The sequence below is a fragment of the Providencia sp. wls1916 genome, from assembly GCF_009706585.1.
In the GTDB taxonomy this organism is placed as follows: Bacteria; Pseudomonadota; Gammaproteobacteria; order Enterobacterales; family Enterobacteriaceae; genus Providencia; species Providencia lanzhouensis.
Map to the genome: position 1 here is coordinate 150261 of NZ_WLUL01000011.1, position 16132 is coordinate 166392.

Annotated in this window: 14 protein-coding genes; 9 read left to right on the forward strand and 5 right to left on the reverse strand. The window is 38.5% G+C overall.

Annotated features, from left to right (window positions below):
* Window positions 1-3 precede the first annotated feature (3 nt).
* The 3 genes from lysS (at window position 4) to GKR61_RS17705 (ending at window position 5889) form a co-directional block, all read left to right on the forward strand.
* On the forward strand, window positions 4-1521 hold the full coding sequence (gene lysS, locus GKR61_RS07485) for a lysine--tRNA ligase (protein ID WP_036951129.1): 1518 nt from the start codon (window positions 4-6) through the stop codon (window positions 1519-1521).
* A 691-nt stretch (window positions 1522-2212) separates the two neighbouring features.
* Entirely contained in the window at window positions 2213-2713 is a 501-nt protein-coding gene (locus tag GKR61_RS07490) for a hypothetical protein (protein ID WP_036951127.1), read from the forward strand.
* A complete protein-coding gene (locus GKR61_RS17705) occupies window positions 2710-5889 on the forward strand; it encodes an FKBP-type peptidyl-prolyl cis-trans isomerase (protein WP_230083137.1) in 3180 nt (1059 codons plus the stop codon). Before GKR61_RS07490 ends, GKR61_RS17705 begins: the two co-directional genes overlap by 4 nt.
* Before the next feature lie 152 nt (window positions 5890-6041).
* On the opposite strand, the gene GKR61_RS07500 is transcribed toward GKR61_RS17705, so the two are convergent.
* The 3 genes from GKR61_RS07500 to GKR61_RS07510 form a co-directional block, all read right to left on the reverse strand.
* On the reverse strand, window positions 6042-6857 hold the full coding sequence (locus GKR61_RS07500) for a helix-turn-helix transcriptional regulator (RefSeq protein WP_154600036.1): 816 nt from the start codon (window positions 6855-6857) through the stop codon (window positions 6042-6044).
* 891 nt (window positions 6858-7748) lie between these two features.
* Window positions 7749-8105: a nitrous oxide-stimulated promoter family protein gene (locus GKR61_RS07505; protein WP_036951235.1), complete on the reverse strand. Its 357-nt coding sequence runs from the start codon at window positions 8103-8105 to the stop codon at window positions 7749-7751.
* A 247-nt stretch (window positions 8106-8352) separates the two neighbouring features.
* Entirely contained in the window at window positions 8353-8565 is a 213-nt protein-coding gene (locus tag GKR61_RS07510) for a DUF465 domain-containing protein (RefSeq protein ID WP_036951125.1), read from the reverse strand.
* Between the two features lie 265 nt (window positions 8566-8830).
* Between GKR61_RS07510 and eco the strand changes: the two genes are divergently transcribed.
* On the forward strand, window positions 8831-9307 hold the full coding sequence (eco, locus tag GKR61_RS07515) for a serine protease inhibitor ecotin (protein ID WP_036951124.1): 477 nt from the start codon (window positions 8831-8833) through the stop codon (window positions 9305-9307).
* A gap of 60 nt (window positions 9308-9367) precedes the next feature.
* On the opposite strand, the gene GKR61_RS07520 is transcribed toward eco, so the two are convergent.
* Window positions 9368-9805: a universal stress protein gene (locus GKR61_RS07520; protein ID WP_036951122.1), complete on the reverse strand. Its 438-nt coding sequence runs from the start codon at window positions 9803-9805 to the stop codon at window positions 9368-9370.
* A 376-nt stretch (window positions 9806-10181) separates the two neighbouring features.
* On the opposite strand from GKR61_RS07520, the gene GKR61_RS07525 reads away from it, so the two are divergent.
* The 5 genes from GKR61_RS07525 (at window position 10182) to GKR61_RS07545 (ending at window position 14577) form a co-directional block, all read left to right on the forward strand.
* Complete coding sequence (locus GKR61_RS07525) at window positions 10182-11111, forward strand: cation diffusion facilitator family transporter (RefSeq protein ID WP_036951121.1); 930 nt, start codon at window positions 10182-10184, stop codon at window positions 11109-11111.
* 147 nt (window positions 11112-11258) lie between these two features.
* The gene (locus tag GKR61_RS07530; RefSeq protein WP_154600034.1) at window positions 11259-12299 is read left to right on the forward strand and encodes a galactose-1-epimerase; all 1041 of its coding nucleotides are present in this window, start codon (window positions 11259-11261) and stop codon (window positions 12297-12299) included.
* 64 nt (window positions 12300-12363) lie between these two features.
* Window positions 12364-13737, forward strand: a complete 1374-nt coding sequence (gene dbpA, locus GKR61_RS07535; protein ID WP_036951234.1) for an ATP-dependent RNA helicase DbpA — start codon at window positions 12364-12366, stop codon at window positions 13735-13737.
* Between the two features lie 316 nt (window positions 13738-14053).
* Window positions 14054-14422, forward strand: a complete 369-nt coding sequence (locus GKR61_RS07540) for a type II toxin-antitoxin system RelE/ParE family toxin (RefSeq protein ID WP_410431437.1) — start codon at window positions 14054-14056, stop codon at window positions 14420-14422.
* Window positions 14410-14577, forward strand: a complete 168-nt coding sequence (locus GKR61_RS07545; protein ID WP_154600033.1) for a hypothetical protein — start codon at window positions 14410-14412, stop codon at window positions 14575-14577. The genes GKR61_RS07540 and GKR61_RS07545 overlap by 13 nt, the downstream gene beginning before the upstream one ends.
* Before the next feature lie 86 nt (window positions 14578-14663).
* Here GKR61_RS07545 and GKR61_RS07550 read toward each other — a convergent pair whose 3' ends face one another.
* Entirely contained in the window at window positions 14664-16118 is a 1455-nt protein-coding gene (locus GKR61_RS07550) for a bifunctional 2-methylcitrate dehydratase/aconitate hydratase (RefSeq protein ID WP_154639699.1), read from the reverse strand.
* Window positions 16119-16132: the final 14 nt, after the last annotated feature.

Consider the following 16132-nt stretch of genomic DNA (forward strand, 5'->3'; position numbering starts at 1 on the left):
AAAATGTCTCAAGAGCAACAGGGTGCAGAACAAGCTCCCGATTTAAATAACGAACTCAAAGCCCGTAAAGAAAAACTGGTTGCGCTACGCGAACAGGGTATTCCATTCCCAAATGATTTTCGTCGTGAAAATGTCTCTGATAAGCTTCACGCTGAATTTGGTGAAAAATCTGCAGAAGAGCTGGAAGACCTGAACATTGAAGTGACTATTGCGGGTCGTATGATGACTCGTCGTATCATGGGTAAAGCGTCATTTGCAACATTACAAGATGTTGGTGGCCGTATTCAGATCTACGTTTCACGCGATGATCTGCCAGAAGGTATCTACAACGAACAGTTCAAAAAATGGGACTTAGGTGACATTTTAGGTGCTAAAGGTCGTTTATTTAAAACTAAAACTGGCGAATTGACCGTTCACTGTCATGAAGTTCGTTTGCTGACTAAAGCTCTGCGTCCATTACCAGATAAATTCCACGGTTTATCAGACCAAGAGACACGTTACCGTCAACGTTACCTTGACCTGATTGCTAACGATGAATCTCGTAACACTTTCATCATCCGTTCTAAGATCTTAGCGGAAGTTCGTAACTTCATGGTCGAACATGGATTTATGGAAGTAGAAACTCCGATGATGCAAGTTATTCCAGGTGGTGCTTCTGCACGTCCATTTGTGACTCACCATAATGCATTAGATATTGATATGTATCTGCGTATTGCGCCGGAACTGTATCTGAAGCGTTTAGTTGTCGGTGGTTTTGAACGCGTATTCGAAATCAACCGTAACTTCCGTAACGAAGGTTTATCTCCTCGTCATAACCCAGAATTCACGATGATGGAACTGTATATGGCGTATGCCGATTACCGTGACCTGATTGTGCTGACTGAAGACTTATTCCGTATTTTAACGCAGAAAGTATTAGGCAATACCGTTGTTAAATATGGTGAACAAGAGTTCGATTTTGGTAAACCATTTACCAAAATGACGATGAAAGAAGCTATCTGCAAATACCGTCCAGAAACTAACGTTGCTGACCTGGATGATATGGATAAAGCGGTTGCGATCGCGCAGTCTATCGGAATCAAGATTGAGAAGAGCTGGGGTTTAGGTCGTGTTCAGTGCGAAATCTTTGAAGAAGTTGCTGAAAGCCACTTAATTCAACCAACCTTTATTACAGAATATCCGGCTGAAGTTTCTCCATTAGCGCGCCGTAATGATGATAACCCATTCATTACTGATCGCTTCGAATTCTTCATTGGTGGTCGTGAAATTGGTAACGGTTTCTCTGAGTTAAATGACGCAGAAGACCAAGCAGAACGTTTTGCTGAGCAAGTTCGTCAGAAAGACGAAGGTGATGATGAAGCGATGTTCTACGACGAAGATTACGTGACCGCATTAGAGCACGGGTTACCACCAACAGCAGGTTTAGGTATTGGTATTGACCGTATGGTCATGCTATTTACTAATAGCCATACTATTCGTGATGTAATCCTATTCCCTGCATTACGTCCTAGCAAAGCTTAAGTTTTGTTTTTCATGCCCAGTTAATAACTGGGCATGAATCTTCTCAATTAATCATGGCATTTTTATTTAATTCTCTCATTCAAACCCACAATTAATTTGTTGTACCTTTCTAGTATTAAAATAAAAATCTGCGTTACATCACGTTATGCGTTAATTTAAGCTCAATATCTTTTTAAGATAACTGCTATTCATTGGCTGATTTAATAAGTGTAGGATTTTATTTTACTCAATACCTAGCTTTGTTATCGAAGTGATCTTTATCATTTCATTGCGACATTTCAAAATATGAGTATTTTCAATTTTTGACTGAGTAAATGTACCTGCTTGTAATATCATGATTTTAATTTAATTAATTAGATTAAGTTGATAAAAACTTGAGGGATAGGATGAGCGAGCAACGCTTGTTTTGATTTATTACTAATAAAATGTGTTTTTGATGTTAATTAATGTGCAAGAATAATCAATATACACAGGTATGCGATATCTTATTTAGAGAGATATGAGTATTAATGTACTAAAATAACAATTCCGTGGTTGTAAAACTAAATTGGCACAAAATAAAAATGCATAAGATTTATGAGAAGTCTCTATTTCTCTATTCGGCTATATAGAAAATAGCGAGTTTTTAGCTTACACTAGGTTTCTAGGACATCATAATAATAGCGAAGAAAAGTACTGGTAAGGTAAATATATGTTTTTAAAAAATAAATTTTATGTCGCGTCTTTGCTTGCGGTAAGCACGGCTTTACTTTCTGGCTGTGTCACTGGTCCAAATGCGCAAAAGACGGCATTAGCTGATTCTCAAACCACCACAGCAGCAACGAATAATTCACAGCAAAATAGTAAGGCTGATGATTCTTACCCTGAATCTCAGAACGTTTTAAATAATGCTTTAGATCGTTCACCAAGTGCTGTTGAGCAGCAGGGTGTTGCGCCACTAAATACTTGTATTAAAGAACTCAGTTCATTGAAAACGCTATCACCAGAAAGTTACAACCGTCTGGTAGGCTCATTTAAAGAAGTGAGTGAAATTAATCAGCTATACAAACAAATCGAAGCAACTGCTAGCCCAGATACCATTGAGCTATTGCAAATGGCTATTGAATCTAAAACAAAAGTTCTTTGTGCTAAGGTGCGTTACAACGCAGTGCTATCAACGGAATCAACTTTGCAGAAAATTAATGGATTATGAGACTTAACCTAAGGCTTTGTGTCTCTCTGGCACTTTTTTCGACATGTTTTTCAACAGCTTCCTACGCGGAGCGTTTTAACAATGTCATCGATGACTTTGATACTTACCTTCAATCTGAAAATGAAGGTCAAAAACCAAAGCCTCGACCTGTCGAAGTACCACTGAGTGTTAAATCACAAGCCCAAGGTTATGATGTCTTATCCTCTCTTTCGCCAGTTCCTGTGCCGAAAGAAAACCGTCAAGTTACGGCGGGTAAAGTAAAGAATACTAAAGAGAAAAAGGTGGCTCAGCGATCATCGAATGCGGTGACGTCATCTGAATCTCAAAATACAAAAGCATCGGCATCAACACCTATTGAGCCTAAAACACCTGTTCAAGTAGCAGAACCAGCTCAAGTAGCAGACACAGATATCAAACCTGCTATCGACGTCTGTTTGTTGCCTTCTGAGTCTCAATCTTACCAGCCTGCATCTTCCTATTTGCTACAAGGTAATCAATGGAATCCTAAGTATTTGGCGAAGGATTTTGCCAAATACCAAGTCATTATTGATCCTCTTGGCTTATATTCTTCGAATTTCACGAAGAAAGCAGGGACTGAAAACTCAGTCAATCTGGCTCAGTTGGCAAAGCTCATTGAGCAACAGCAATTAAAAAATCTGTATCGCTTTGGCGTTGCTCAAGGTGTTGGTGAGCTGATTTCGTACAATAAGCTGCTAACTGATGGTCAGTTAGTCACTAAACTGACTAACTACAATAAAGACATTGCTGAATTAAATCGCATCATTACTGAAAAGCAAACGACGATAGCTAAACTCAGTGGCGACATTGCAGCAAGTAAGTTGCAAATTGAGCAATTACAAAGTGTTGTAAAATCTGTTGATAATAAAGCTGTTATCGATGGGCTGAATAGTGAATTAGCTAAATCGCAGAAAGTGATTGCTGAAAAACAAGCTAATCTGGATAACCTTACCAAACAAAATAGCCAGTCATTAGACACTATCAAACAGTTGGAAAAACAGCTGAGTGATGGTGTGATTGAAGCGACAAATGCGAAAAAACAACTTGCCGACAAAGACAAGCAAGTCACGGATGCTCATCAGCGCATCGAGCAATTAACCTCCGAGATTGCCAAACTACAATCTGACGCGAAGCAGCAATTGCAGTCATCCGGCAATACGGATGAACAGCTGAAGTCTGTGAGTACCAACTTAGTACAGCAAGAAGCCTTACTGAAACAGCGTGAAGATGAGCTAAAGCAGGCTCAAGCGCAAAAAAATGATGTCCAATTAGCACTCAAGCAACAGCAAGATGCGGTTAAGCTGCTTGAACAACAGAATCAGCAACTGACCGCGCAAATGAAGCAGCAGTTGGCTGACAAAGACAAACAAGTCACGGATGCTCATCAGCACATCGAGCAATTAACCTCCGAGATTACCAAATTGCAATCTGACGCGAAGCAGCAATTGCAGTCATCTGGTAATACTGATGAACAGCTGAAGTCTGTAAGTGCCAACTTAGTACAGCAACAAGCCTTACTGAAACAGCGTGAAGATGAGCTAAAGCAGGCTCAAGCGCAAAAAAATGATGTCCAATTAGCACTGAAACAACAGCAAGACGCGGTTAAGCAGCTTGAACAACAAAATCAGCAACTGGCAGATAAAGTAAAACAAAAATCTGTGGTAGAAGCTGAATTAGCTACATCTAAGCAGCTGCTAGCTAAGGCTAGTACAGACTTGCAAAACGTGAAGCAAGAGCTGGAAAATAAAGCCGCGTTGATGGCTCAAGCTAGCGACAAACAAGTTAAAGCTTTATCTGAGCAAAACCAGAAGCTTTTGACTCAACTCGCTGAAAAATCACAGCAGAACGATAAAATTCAAGCAACATTAGTTGAGCAAACCGCTAAGTTAGTGCAAAAAAATGCACTGGATGTTGAGTTAGCAGAAGCGAAGAAACAACAGGTTACTCAGCAAAATGCCCATGAAAAAATAGCTAAGCAACTGGCGGATAGCCAAAATCAGTACGCACAGTTACAAGCGCAGCTAACATCGAATGAGCAAAGCTATGCGGATGCGAAAAAACAGTTAGCACAAGCAAATACTGAAGTGCAAAAACTGCGTGCTGAATTAGAAAAACAGACTGAACTTGCAGGCAAAGATACTGACCTACAAGTCAAAGAATTAACTGCGGAATTGAATAAGCAAATTAGCTTACTCAAAGGCCGAGAAGAAGCTTTAACAAAGTTAGATCAAGAGAATAAAGGCATTCAAGATTCGTTAAAAGCGCAACTGTCTGATAAACAGCAGCTAGAGTCTCAAAATACTCAATTGATGTCACAAGCCAAAGAAAAAGAAGCATTGATTGCTAAGCTTGAAGGTGACATTGCCAATCGCAACAAACAGCAAGCAGACATCGAGCAAAAGCTGCTAGATGCGAACAAACAATTGAATGCGTTAAAGTTAGATGCTGAAAAATTTAATGCCGAGAATCTCTCGAAAAAAGATCAGGAATTGCTTCAACTCAAGAAGCAGCTCGATGAAAAAACAGCGGCGGATAACAAATCTAAGCTGGAGCTTGCTAGTGTTCAAGATAGTTTGAAGAAAGCAAAAGATGAGTTGGCATCCTTGAAATCATTTTCAACAGATGAGGGACTGAAAGCGCAAATTAGGGATCTTAATCAGCGCGTGACTCAGTTACGTGAAGAGAATGATGCATTAAGAACGAGCAAAAAGTCACCTACAGGTAAAGCGCCGACCATTATCCAAATCCCATCTGCGGATAATACGACTATTGCCAAAGAGAATGAAAAGCGGAATCAGAAGATCCTGCAGGGTATAAAACAGCAGAAATACAGTAAGTTAGATAATTATACTTATTATAAGGTTTTACAAAAAGGTACACCAATTACAAATGTGAAAGACAAAAAAATCACATTGATCATGCGAGAACAACTTACCGATGGCAAGGTGACCGTTATGCATACAGAAAAAAATCCAATGGTGTTACCTTATGATCAACTTCCACCACCCATGAACTCGTTCGTAGAGAAAGTGGGTGTTGGCGGAATGGTCAAAATTTATATTGAGCCTGAAGGTGGTTATGGCCCAGAAGGTATTCCTGGTGAAGTGCCGCCAAACTCAATGTCAATTATTGATTTGAAAGTGATTCAAGCGAACTGATTAATAAGGTTCTAAATAAAAAGAAGGGGCTTACTTAAATAGTAGGCTCTTTTTTTATTTTCAACGATATGATTTATTGCGGGGTTGCCTTTCTGTCAGTGTAGCTAAGACATTAATCCTATACTGACAGGGCATATAACGTGAGGAAGGTACTAGGCGGCTTTACGCGACCTACTGGGGGTATAACCAAAGCGCTTATGATAGCTTTGAGTAAAGTAAGACTGACTTGAAAAGCCGGCTTCCATAGAAACTTCTACAATACTCATCGACGTATTTATCAATAATTGGTGTGCATACATGATGCGCTTCTCACTGATCCAAGAACGAGGTGATGTTGCATAAACAGTATGAAATAGCTCTTTGAATGTTGTTAAGCCCATGCCAAACGTTCTGGCAAACTCATTTAACTTCCACTCTTTTAAATAATTATTTTCCATGAATGTCTGCAAACGCTCAGCTTGACGATTACTGAGTTGTCGTAAATTGGACAACAGAGTTGCACCTTGCTCACTATAAGATAATAACAAGAGTAGCTCATTAATCCTTAATTTAAGGATCATTTCAGGATATTGAGTTTGAATAAATGATTCTAAGCTATTTTTTAACTCATTAATCAATGGGTTTGTTGTAAACTTGATGATGTCATTAGCGACATTGTCAGCTCGCTCAATCTCACTTAATTGTGATCCGTAATGAGATAAATACTCACGTAAAAACTTATCATCCAATGAGATCCATAAGAATTCACCATCTAGTGTATTGTTCTCTGTTTTAAACGAATATGACCCCTGTTTATGGTAGAGAATATCACCTTCATGTAGGCTCTCATTTGCGGCTGGAGTTTCCAGCAATATTGACCCTTTTTCTATTATGATAAGACCCTTAGAGGTTAAATCGAGTATCGCATGTGGGTTACTTTTATCTATGCGTACTTTTTTTATCACCTGATGACTTAATTGACTGTTCATAGTAGCACCTTTATTAAAATTAGCTCTTTAAGTAATAGTCGAAATCAAATATCAAGTTTTTAAATTCTATTGATATAAAAAATCACTATAACCTTGATGATTGAAATTATATGAGCTGTTTTTTTATATGTCATATCGTAAATTAAAGTATTAATAAATGTTTCGAAATATGGTTTTTACGATGCTTATAGGAAAACTAATCGGTTTTTCCGAGCAACCTATTTGGTGTTCTATTCACTTATTCTACAAGTTACCGGTAACTGTGGTTTTAAATTCCAGTTTTTCGATATTTTTTAGATTTTAATATTTTGTATTTTTTTACGCTTTTTCATTGTTTTTTTATCTTTTAAAGGTAAGTAGTCATTATTTGTGTCTTATCATAAATAATAGTGATGCAAATTATTTAGGGTATATTCGTTAAAAGTATCAATAATAAATTTATCTAATGTATAAAATTGTTAATGACATTATTGATAAAATTATTGAATCATATTGATTTTTGTTTTTTATCAAAACATGCGTTTTAAGCTAAATATTGAGATGTATATCTCATTTTTAGTATTAATTGAGCAGTGTTATCATTTTTGTATTTTTCATAAGCATGGGTTTTGATTATTAATTATGTTCTGTTACTAATTTTTATATGAACGTCATTTCTGGAAATAGAAACATGATAGAGAGCTAAAGTCATTTTATCGAGATTCGATGAAAATTGAGAAGATAACGTGAGTGAGTTTAAAAACTGATAAAAAACCAATAAGATAGTGAAAAAAAACACACGAGGCTAACGAACAAGTTGTCGTTAAATATATTTAACATTTACACCGATAAATTTGTTTTTCTCAGTGATGTAATTCCGAATTGGTGTGGTGAAATATTCTGTTGATAAGATCATTTTTTCAGGTTGGATGTAGTACGTTCCCGACTAGGTAGCTCCGGGACAGGTTTTTTATCATCAATGAGATGACGAATTGCTAAAATAGGATGGTGATATAGCATTTTAGGGCCGGCCCAACGCATAATGATTTTCATTTGTTCACGTTGCTTTGGTTGGTAGCAATGTATAGGGCATTGTTTACAGGCTGGTTTTTCTTCACCATAACGGCATTTATTTAGGCGTTTTACGGCATAGGAAAAAAGTATTTGGTAATGTTCTGGGTTGTCTTCAGGAGCAGGATGTGCCTTTTCATAGATTTTTATCATTTTTTCTATCGTTACGATTTCCCTCGATATTCTTTTACCCACCATCATCGCTTCTCCTCAAATAAAGATATATTTAATATATATCTTTATAGCAACTATTTATAGGCGCTTAAATCAATATAAAAGCATTTTCCCCCCATTAATAGCAAAAATGGCATAAGAGAAATTTCTTATGCCATTAACACTGTATTATCGCCAATTGTGTTGTAGCTAACTTATTGGAGCCTAATGCATTGAAGCTAAGACCCCAATGTATTTGATAAAGTAAGATTAGCTGCAGTTTAAAGGCACCTTATCGACTGGTTTGCATTATTCTCTGCATTTCATCTTTTAGATGCAATTTTTCTTTTTTAAGTTTGGCAACCTGTTCGTTATAGCCGGCACCTGAAGGTCCTTCAAGCTTGCTAATTTCTTTATCTAATTGGTGATGCTTCTCATAGAGAGATTGAAAGCGGGGGTGTGTGGAGATTAATTGTGAAACTAAATCTTGATCAGCAGATAACATACTACCTCCTCATAATGAATTAAGCCTCACTTTCAGTATAACCATTGATTGTTTTATGTACATATTGATGGGGCGGATTTACATAATTTTTATTAATTTTATGATCCTTATACTAATATTAAGTATTATCACTAAAGGATTAATGAGTTATCTATATTTTTGTAATTAAGAATCATCTATAGTGATTAAAGTGGTTGAATTGACCTACTATGTATCAAACCCTAGTTTTTAATGTTGTTATTTTTTTACCAATAGGAATTTTATGATGAAAAAAGCGATTTTGTCTGTAATGGCTGCGGTAGCAGTGTCTTCTTGTGCAATGGCGACTGAAGATTTAGGAAAGATCGCGCCTTACCCGAAAGCAGAATCTGGTATGACTCGTCATGTGATCCAGCTTGATACTCAGCAAAATGAATATGACTACATGGTTGAGCTGGTTATCGGAAAAACCATTAAAGCAGATTGTAATCGCCAATGGTTTATGGGTGACTTAGAAGAAAAAACCTTAGAGGGTTGGGGATATAACTACTACAAATTAGACGAAGTCAAAGGACCTGCCTCAACAATGATGGCTTGTAGCGAACCTGCAAAAGACCGCTTTATTACCACTCAATTAGGTGATGAAGCATTTGTTCGTTATAACAGCAAACTCCCAATTGTTGTTTATGCGCCAAAAGATATGGAAGTGAAATACCGCATTTGGTCGACAGACGATAAATTAATGAACTCTGTTAAGAAATAATGCATTAAAATGCCGCGTCAGTTTTCTATGATGCGGCATTTTTATTTTGTAAGCTTTAGATTAACGAACGACAAACACTGATGTTTGCGCATGACGCACAATGGCGGATGCAGTCGAACCTAATAAATAAGTGGATGTGCTTGGATGATGAGAACCGACGACAATTAGGTCGGCATTAATGGTTTTTGAGTAATCTAAAATTTCGTCTTTTGCTGAACCAATACTCACTTGACATGTAATTTGAGAACTTGGAATTTTAGTATCTTTGATCACTTCTTCTAATGCCCGCATTGCGAGTGTTGCACGCTCAGCCGAGTTTTTATGGCTTTCAGGTAAGATAGCGACTTCAATACCAAAAAATAGTTCTACACTTGGGATCACCGAGAAAAAGTGAATCTCAGGCTTCCCCAACGTTGCCAAATCTTCCACATGTTTGATGATGTTTGAATTTAAATCATCTTCTAACAGATCAATAGGAACCAATATTTTCTTATACATAGCCACCTCTTCATTTGTTATTTTAATTTGATTATATACCTATCATTTTATAAGTCATATTACACTTATGATTTTGTGATATTGAATTCACAGTAACATGGCTATCTAATAAAGATGAACCTACACTCTATCTATAATAGAGGATAGGTTAGTTATGAATATCTTCCTTTATAGCTTTTATCTGATTATGGCTTTTTATCTTATCAAGGATAGAAAAATAAAGAATAACCATTCTCAATCAATATAATCAATTATTTACAATTTATTATGAGACATTTAACAAACAATATGAGAATATCATTGAGCTTGATTAAGTCATTGAAAATAAACTATATTTAAATGATAATTGTTTTGTTTTTCATTAAGAAAATAAACTATGCATAAACATGAAATCCCAGCTTCCGGGAAAAATGAATTCGAATTGCAACAAGAGAAATTTAAAGCCGCAAAAAAAAGCACTTTGATCAGTGTGGCGGTGAATACTCTATTGTCTATTTGGCAAATTATTGTTGGGATATTTTCCCACTCTTCAGGCTTAATTGCTGATGGTATTCATACACTTTCGGATTTAGTTGCAGACTTTGTTGTCCTTATTGCGAATAAAAAAAGCCATAAGAAGCCAGATGCTGATCACCCATATGGTCATTTCCGTTATGAAAATGGTGCATCCCTTATTTTAGGGATTATTTTGTTGATCGTGGGTGTGGGAATGGGGTGGTCTGCGGTCGAAAAAATGATTAACCCAGATTTAATCCCAGAAGTTCATACGATTGCATTAGTTGCTGCATTAACGGCTTTGGTTGCGAAAGAAGGCTTATTCCGCTACATGCTGCATGTAGCAAATAAAGTTAATTCTAGCATGTTAGTGGCGAATGCTTGGCATGCGCGTTCTGATGCAGCCTCTTCATTAGTCGTCGCTATCGGGATTATTGGTAGTTTATGCGGTATCCGCATTCTTGACCCTATTGCTGCTTTAATTGTGGGGACATTTGTCTTCCGAATGGGATTCAAATTCACTTATCAATCTATGCAAGACTTAATGGATAAAGGGGCTGATGAAGAAACGCTTGAACAATTGAGCGATGTTCTTCGAGGTATTCCGGGAGTTAAAGGATTCCACGATTTGAAGACACGCAAATCTGGCGACTTTTTCCTTGTGGATGTTCATTTAGAGTTAGATGGTCAAATGACAATTCTAGAAGGGCATGATATAGCGGTAAACGTAAGGAAACAATTAATGAAAAACCCACAAGTACTGGATGTTATGACCCACTTAGACCCTTATGATAAAGATTGTTTGCATTAATTCTTATTTAATCATTAAGCACTTTTGAAAAAGCTGACGTATTATGCGCTCAGCTTTTTTCTTTTTACGTCATCGAGAATTCGTTTTATTATTGTTAAATTATGTTGGTTACACGATAAGTGGAAATATAAGGGATATTAGGGAAAAATGCAGTTTACCAAGCAACAACGTCACACTCTGCGCACACCGAAGGTCGTAGCACTCACAAATAAACAGGGAATGAAAATTATTTTGAGTAGTTTAGGCGCCAGCTGGGTGAGTTGTATATTACCGTTGGCGAGTGGTAAACGCGATATCATTTTAGGATCGCCTAATATGGCCGCTCAAATGGAGCAGCGAGTCTATTTTGGCGCAACGGTAGGACGAGTCGCAAATCGTATTGCAAATTCCACTTTTGATCTTGAAGGTCGTAAGTATCAACTTGCACATAATCAAGGTGCACATTGTTTGCATGGTGGGCGTGATAACTTTAGTTATCGAGTGTGGTCAATCGCTCAACCTGACCAACAGCAAGCGATTTTTACCCTTGTATCTTCTGATGGTGACCAAGGTTTTCCGGGGGAATTAAAAGTTGAAGTACATTATGAGCTCACTGATGATAACCAAGTAGTCATTAACTACCGATATCAATGTAACCAAGATTGCCCGGTTAACCTGACTAATTACACCTATTTTAATCTTGCGGGTGAACAATCAGATCGTACTGCATTTGAGCATGATCTCCAAATGCAGGCTGCGTATTTCTTGCCACAAGATAATGAAGGGCTTCCAACGGGAGAGTGGCGTGAAGTTACTGACACTTATTTCGACTTTAGGCAAAAGAAACGCATTGGTTGTGACTTTTTACAAGACGAAGAGCAACAAGCGGTAGGTGGATACGATCATACTTTTGTGTTTGATGAGCCAGTAGTCGACGGGCAACAAATTGTGGCGACACTGGGTTCTCCCAATGGTGATGTACAAATGAATATGATGAGTACATCACCTGCAATCCATCTGTATACGGGGAACCATTTAGTCTCCGTTTTAGGTAAAAGTAAAACCTATACGCCATTTTCTGGAATAGTGTTGGCTCCGCAATACCCATTTGATGGTTTAGGGCATGCTGAATCAGATGGCGCAAACCCTATCATTGCCAAAGCTAATCATATTTATACCAGTCAAACTCGCTATCAATTTATTTTTTAGTATCATGTACGAGGGGCTATGATCCCTCGTGATGATCTCTTTTATTTTATTCGGAATGTTAACTGTGACTTCATTTGCTGAACTAAATGCGCTTCCTGCGGAGCAGCTCTCCAATCTCAATGAATTGGGTTTTCTAACCATGACCCCAATTCAAGAAGCGGCATTACCCGCTATCCTTGCTGGCAAAGATGTGCGAGCTCAAGCTAAGACGGGGAGTGGAAAAACAGCTGCTTTTGGTCTAGGGCTATTACAACGTATTGATGCAAAAAACTTTAATACCCAATCCCTCGTTTTATGCCCAACAAGAGAATTAGCGGATCAAGTCGCGAATGAATTACGCCGTTTAGCGCGTTATATTCCTAATCTCAAAATTTTAACTTTATGTGGCGGTGTACCTTTTAGTGTTCAGCGTGATTCTTTAGTGCATGCAGCACATATTTTGGTGGCAACACCAGGGCGTTTGCTTGACCACTTACATAAAGAAACGGTGCGGTTAGATCATTTACAGACACTGGTACTTGATGAAGCCGACCGAATGTTAGATATGGGGTTTGCGGATGATATTGACGCAGTAATCTCTTTCGCGCCAGAAGATAGACAAACACTTTTATTCTCAGCAACATGGCCGGATAGCATTGCAGCAATTAGCCGACGTATCCAAAATAATCCACAAACCATTGAAATTAATTCGGTTAACGAATTACCTGACGTGGAGCAGCAGTTTTATGAAGTGTCTCGACATGACAAAATTGACTTACTGCAAAAGCTGTTAAGCCGTGAACAGCCAGCTTCTTGTGTCGTGTTCTGTAACACGAAAAAGGATTGCCAGGCGGTTTATGATGCTTTAATGGATAGCCGTCAAAGTGTCCTAGTCTTGCATGGTGATATGGAACAGCGCGATCGCGACCAAACCTTAGTCCAATTTGCAAATGGTAGTAGCCGAGTCTTGGTCGCAACGGATGTGGCGTCTCGAGGTTTAGACATTAAAGCACTGGAAATGGTGATTAACTTTGAATTGTCTTGGGATCCTGAAGTGCATGTTCATCGCATTGGTCGTACAGCTCGTGCAGGACAAAGCGGCTTAGCAATAAGCCTATGCTCACCTGAAGAAGCTCAACGCGCAAACGTGCTCGAAGAGATGCTTAACATGAAGCTGAATTGGCTGCCAGAGCCAACAGGATTGCGCATTACACCATTAGAAGCCCAATGGGCAACCTTATGCCTAGATGGCGGTAAAAAAGCCAAAATACGTCCTGGGGATATTCTGGGCGCATTAACTGGAGAGGTTGGTCTAGAAGGGGATGATATTGGTAAAATTGCGATTCACCCCATGCATGCCTATGTCGCTATTAAAAAATCAGTGGCGAACAAAGCGTGGAAGCAATTACAGCAAGGTAAAATCAAAGGCAAATCAGTGAGAGCGAGATTGCTAAAGTAAATTCCTAGACTGACATTTTTGAAGCCCTAGTTGAGTAAACTGGGGCTTTTTTGTTTCTATCATAATCAAAATAAGCAAATAAAACTTAATAATTTACTTTGATATTATTTCGCCTGTTTTATTCTTGCCGCGATTTCTGCGAAGCGCATTCCATTCATTTTATCGAGTTTCTTTTTTTATTTAATCTACTTAATTTTTTCGTTATAACAGCAATACCCCGTATTTAATCGGTTATTTGATTTCTGTTTTTTTAGAAAATGAGTTTTTCTTAATAACCAGAGAGTTGAATTTTTTTCTCAAAGTAAGGAGGTTTAATTTGTTGACATGGACGATAAGAACGAGGATTTTGTTTGACGATTGGTTAGAGATTCAAAACTATCAAGTAAAAAAGAAAGTACTTTCGATGCTTTTGATTCTTTCTGAATATGGACCTCATTTAGGGCGCCCTTATGCAGATAGATTAAAACTTTCTAAATTTATTCATATGAAAGAACTCAGGATCCAAGTTTCGGGGGTACCCATTCGAGTTTGTTTTGCGTTTGATCCAAGAAGTTGTGGAATTGTGTTATGTGCAGGTAATAAAAAGGGTTGTGACGAGAGTCAATTTTATATCAAGTTGATTAAATCAGCAGATGCGGAATATGCATCTCACTTAGTGAAACCGGAGGGATTATGGGTACGTTAAGCGAGTTACTAGAAAAATGTTCACCAGAAATGCGTCAAGAAATTGATGAAGAGGTAGAAAAGTTAAGGGAAGAAGTGATGGCGTCATTAGGACCAGCGGAAAATATTGCCACGGGACAAGATGATACTTCTACACTTGTGCCACAAATGCCATAAACCGGGGTATTTGTGATGAGCAGACAGTCAACGGTATTCGATGGAGCGGAGCCTTTGACTGTCTGTAAATCAAAAAAATAACAAAACTAAATCACCCATAAATCGAGAAATTCATTAACAGGCATATTCTCAAACAATGGCTTGTCCAATGATGCAGATAAAATTCTCAGTTGTTGAGCTTCTGGGAATTGACGCGCTAAGTTGGTTCTGAACTTTTTAAGTAATAGAGGCATACCTTCTGGACGACGGCGTTTGTGACCAACAGGGTATTCGATAACGACTTCACTCAAGGTTTGCCCATCTTTTAATGTGATAGTCAGACCGTTGGTGATAGAGCGTTTGTCAGGATCATGATAATCCTGTGTAAACTCAGGGTCTTCATGACAATGCATTTTGGCACGCAGCGTATCAATTCGGCTATCTTGAGCGATACTATCCTCATAGTCAGATGCGGTAAGGTGACCAAAAATAAGCGGAATTGCTACCATATATTGAATGCAATGATCGCGGTCTGCCGGGTTCTGTAATGGTCCTTGTTTATCAATAATGCGCACACAAGCTTCATGGGTACGAATTGATATAGACTCGATATCGTCAGCGGTTTTTCCCATTGAACTAAGTTGTTCATGCAATTGTAAAGCGGCTTCAACTGCGGTTTGAGCGTGAAATTCTGCCGGAAAAGAAATTTTGAACAATACATTTTCCATTACATAAGAGCCATAAGGTCGCTGGAATTTAAACGGCTGACCACGGAACAGAGAGTCATAAAAGCCCCATGTTTTGGCAGTTAATGCAGTTGGATAGCCCATTTCTCCTTTTTGCGCCATGAGTGCCAAGCGAACTGCGCGCGAGGTGGCATCACCTGCTGCCCATGACTTGCGGGAGCCTGTGTTTGGAGTGTGTCGATAGGTACGTAAGCTATGACCATCAACCCATGCAAGGGAAACAGCATTGAGAATTTGCTCACGGGAGAGTCCTAGCATTTGAGCCACGACGGCGGTTGATGCCACTTTGACCAGAATGACATGGTCAAGACCGACTTTATTAAACGCGTTTTCGAGAGCGATACAGCCTTGAATTTCATGAGCTTTGATCATGGCTGTGAGGACGTCTCGGATCACTAACGGCTTTTTGCCTCTAGCGAGATTTTCACGAGAAAGCCAATCCGCGGTGGCTAAAATACCACCTAGGTTATCGGAAGGATGTCCCCATTCCGCGGCTAGCCAAGTGTCGTTGAAGTCTAACCAGCGGCATAAGGTTCCAATATTAAATGCAGCTTGAACAGGGTCTAATTGAAATTGTGTTCCGGGAATTTTTGTGCCATTTGGGACGTGTGTACCAGGGACGATAGGGCCTAATAACTTTTTGCAAGCCGGATATTCAAGTGATTCCATTCCACAGCCTAGTGTGTCCAGTAAACAGTAATAGGCGGTATCGTAAGCTAACGTTGAAGTGATAGGAAAATCAATAACATAATCGACAATATCCGTCATCACTTTATCAAATTGAACATGTGGGGTCATTTGAGTTTGCGTGGTCATTATTTTTACCTTAA

What these genes read in the sequence shown, in the direction of transcription:
- lysS (WP_036951129.1), top strand. Translation starts at nt 4, where the DNA reads ATGTCTCAAGAGCAACAGGGTGCAGAACAAGCTCCCGATTTAAATAAC.
- GKR61_RS07490 (WP_036951127.1), top strand. Translation starts at nt 2,213, where the DNA reads ATGTTTTTAAAAAATAAATTTTATGTCGCGTCTTTGCTTGCGGTAAGC.
- GKR61_RS17705 (WP_230083137.1), top strand. Translation starts at nt 2,710, where the DNA reads ATGAGACTTAACCTAAGGCTTTGTGTCTCTCTGGCACTTTTTTCGACA.
- GKR61_RS07500 (WP_154600036.1), bottom strand. Translation starts at nt 6,857, where the DNA reads ATGAACAGTCAATTAAGTCATCAGGTGATAAAAAAAGTACGCATAGAT.
- GKR61_RS07505 (WP_036951235.1), bottom strand. Translation starts at nt 8,105, where the DNA reads ATGGTGGGTAAAAGAATATCGAGGGAAATCGTAACGATAGAAAAAATG.
- GKR61_RS07510 (WP_036951125.1), bottom strand. Translation starts at nt 8,565, where the DNA reads ATGTTATCTGCTGATCAAGATTTAGTTTCACAATTAATCTCCACACAC.
- eco (WP_036951124.1), top strand. Translation starts at nt 8,831, where the DNA reads ATGAAAAAAGCGATTTTGTCTGTAATGGCTGCGGTAGCAGTGTCTTCT.
- GKR61_RS07520 (WP_036951122.1), bottom strand. Translation starts at nt 9,805, where the DNA reads ATGTATAAGAAAATATTGGTTCCTATTGATCTGTTAGAAGATGATTTA.
- GKR61_RS07525 (WP_036951121.1), top strand. Translation starts at nt 10,182, where the DNA reads ATGCATAAACATGAAATCCCAGCTTCCGGGAAAAATGAATTCGAATTG.
- GKR61_RS07530 (WP_154600034.1), top strand. Translation starts at nt 11,259, where the DNA reads ATGCAGTTTACCAAGCAACAACGTCACACTCTGCGCACACCGAAGGTC.
- GKR61_RS07545 (WP_154600033.1), top strand. Translation starts at nt 14,410, where the DNA reads ATGGGTACGTTAAGCGAGTTACTAGAAAAATGTTCACCAGAAATGCGT.
- GKR61_RS07550 (WP_154639699.1), bottom strand. Translation starts at nt 16,118, where the DNA reads ATGACCACGCAAACTCAAATGACCCCACATGTTCAATTTGATAAAGTG.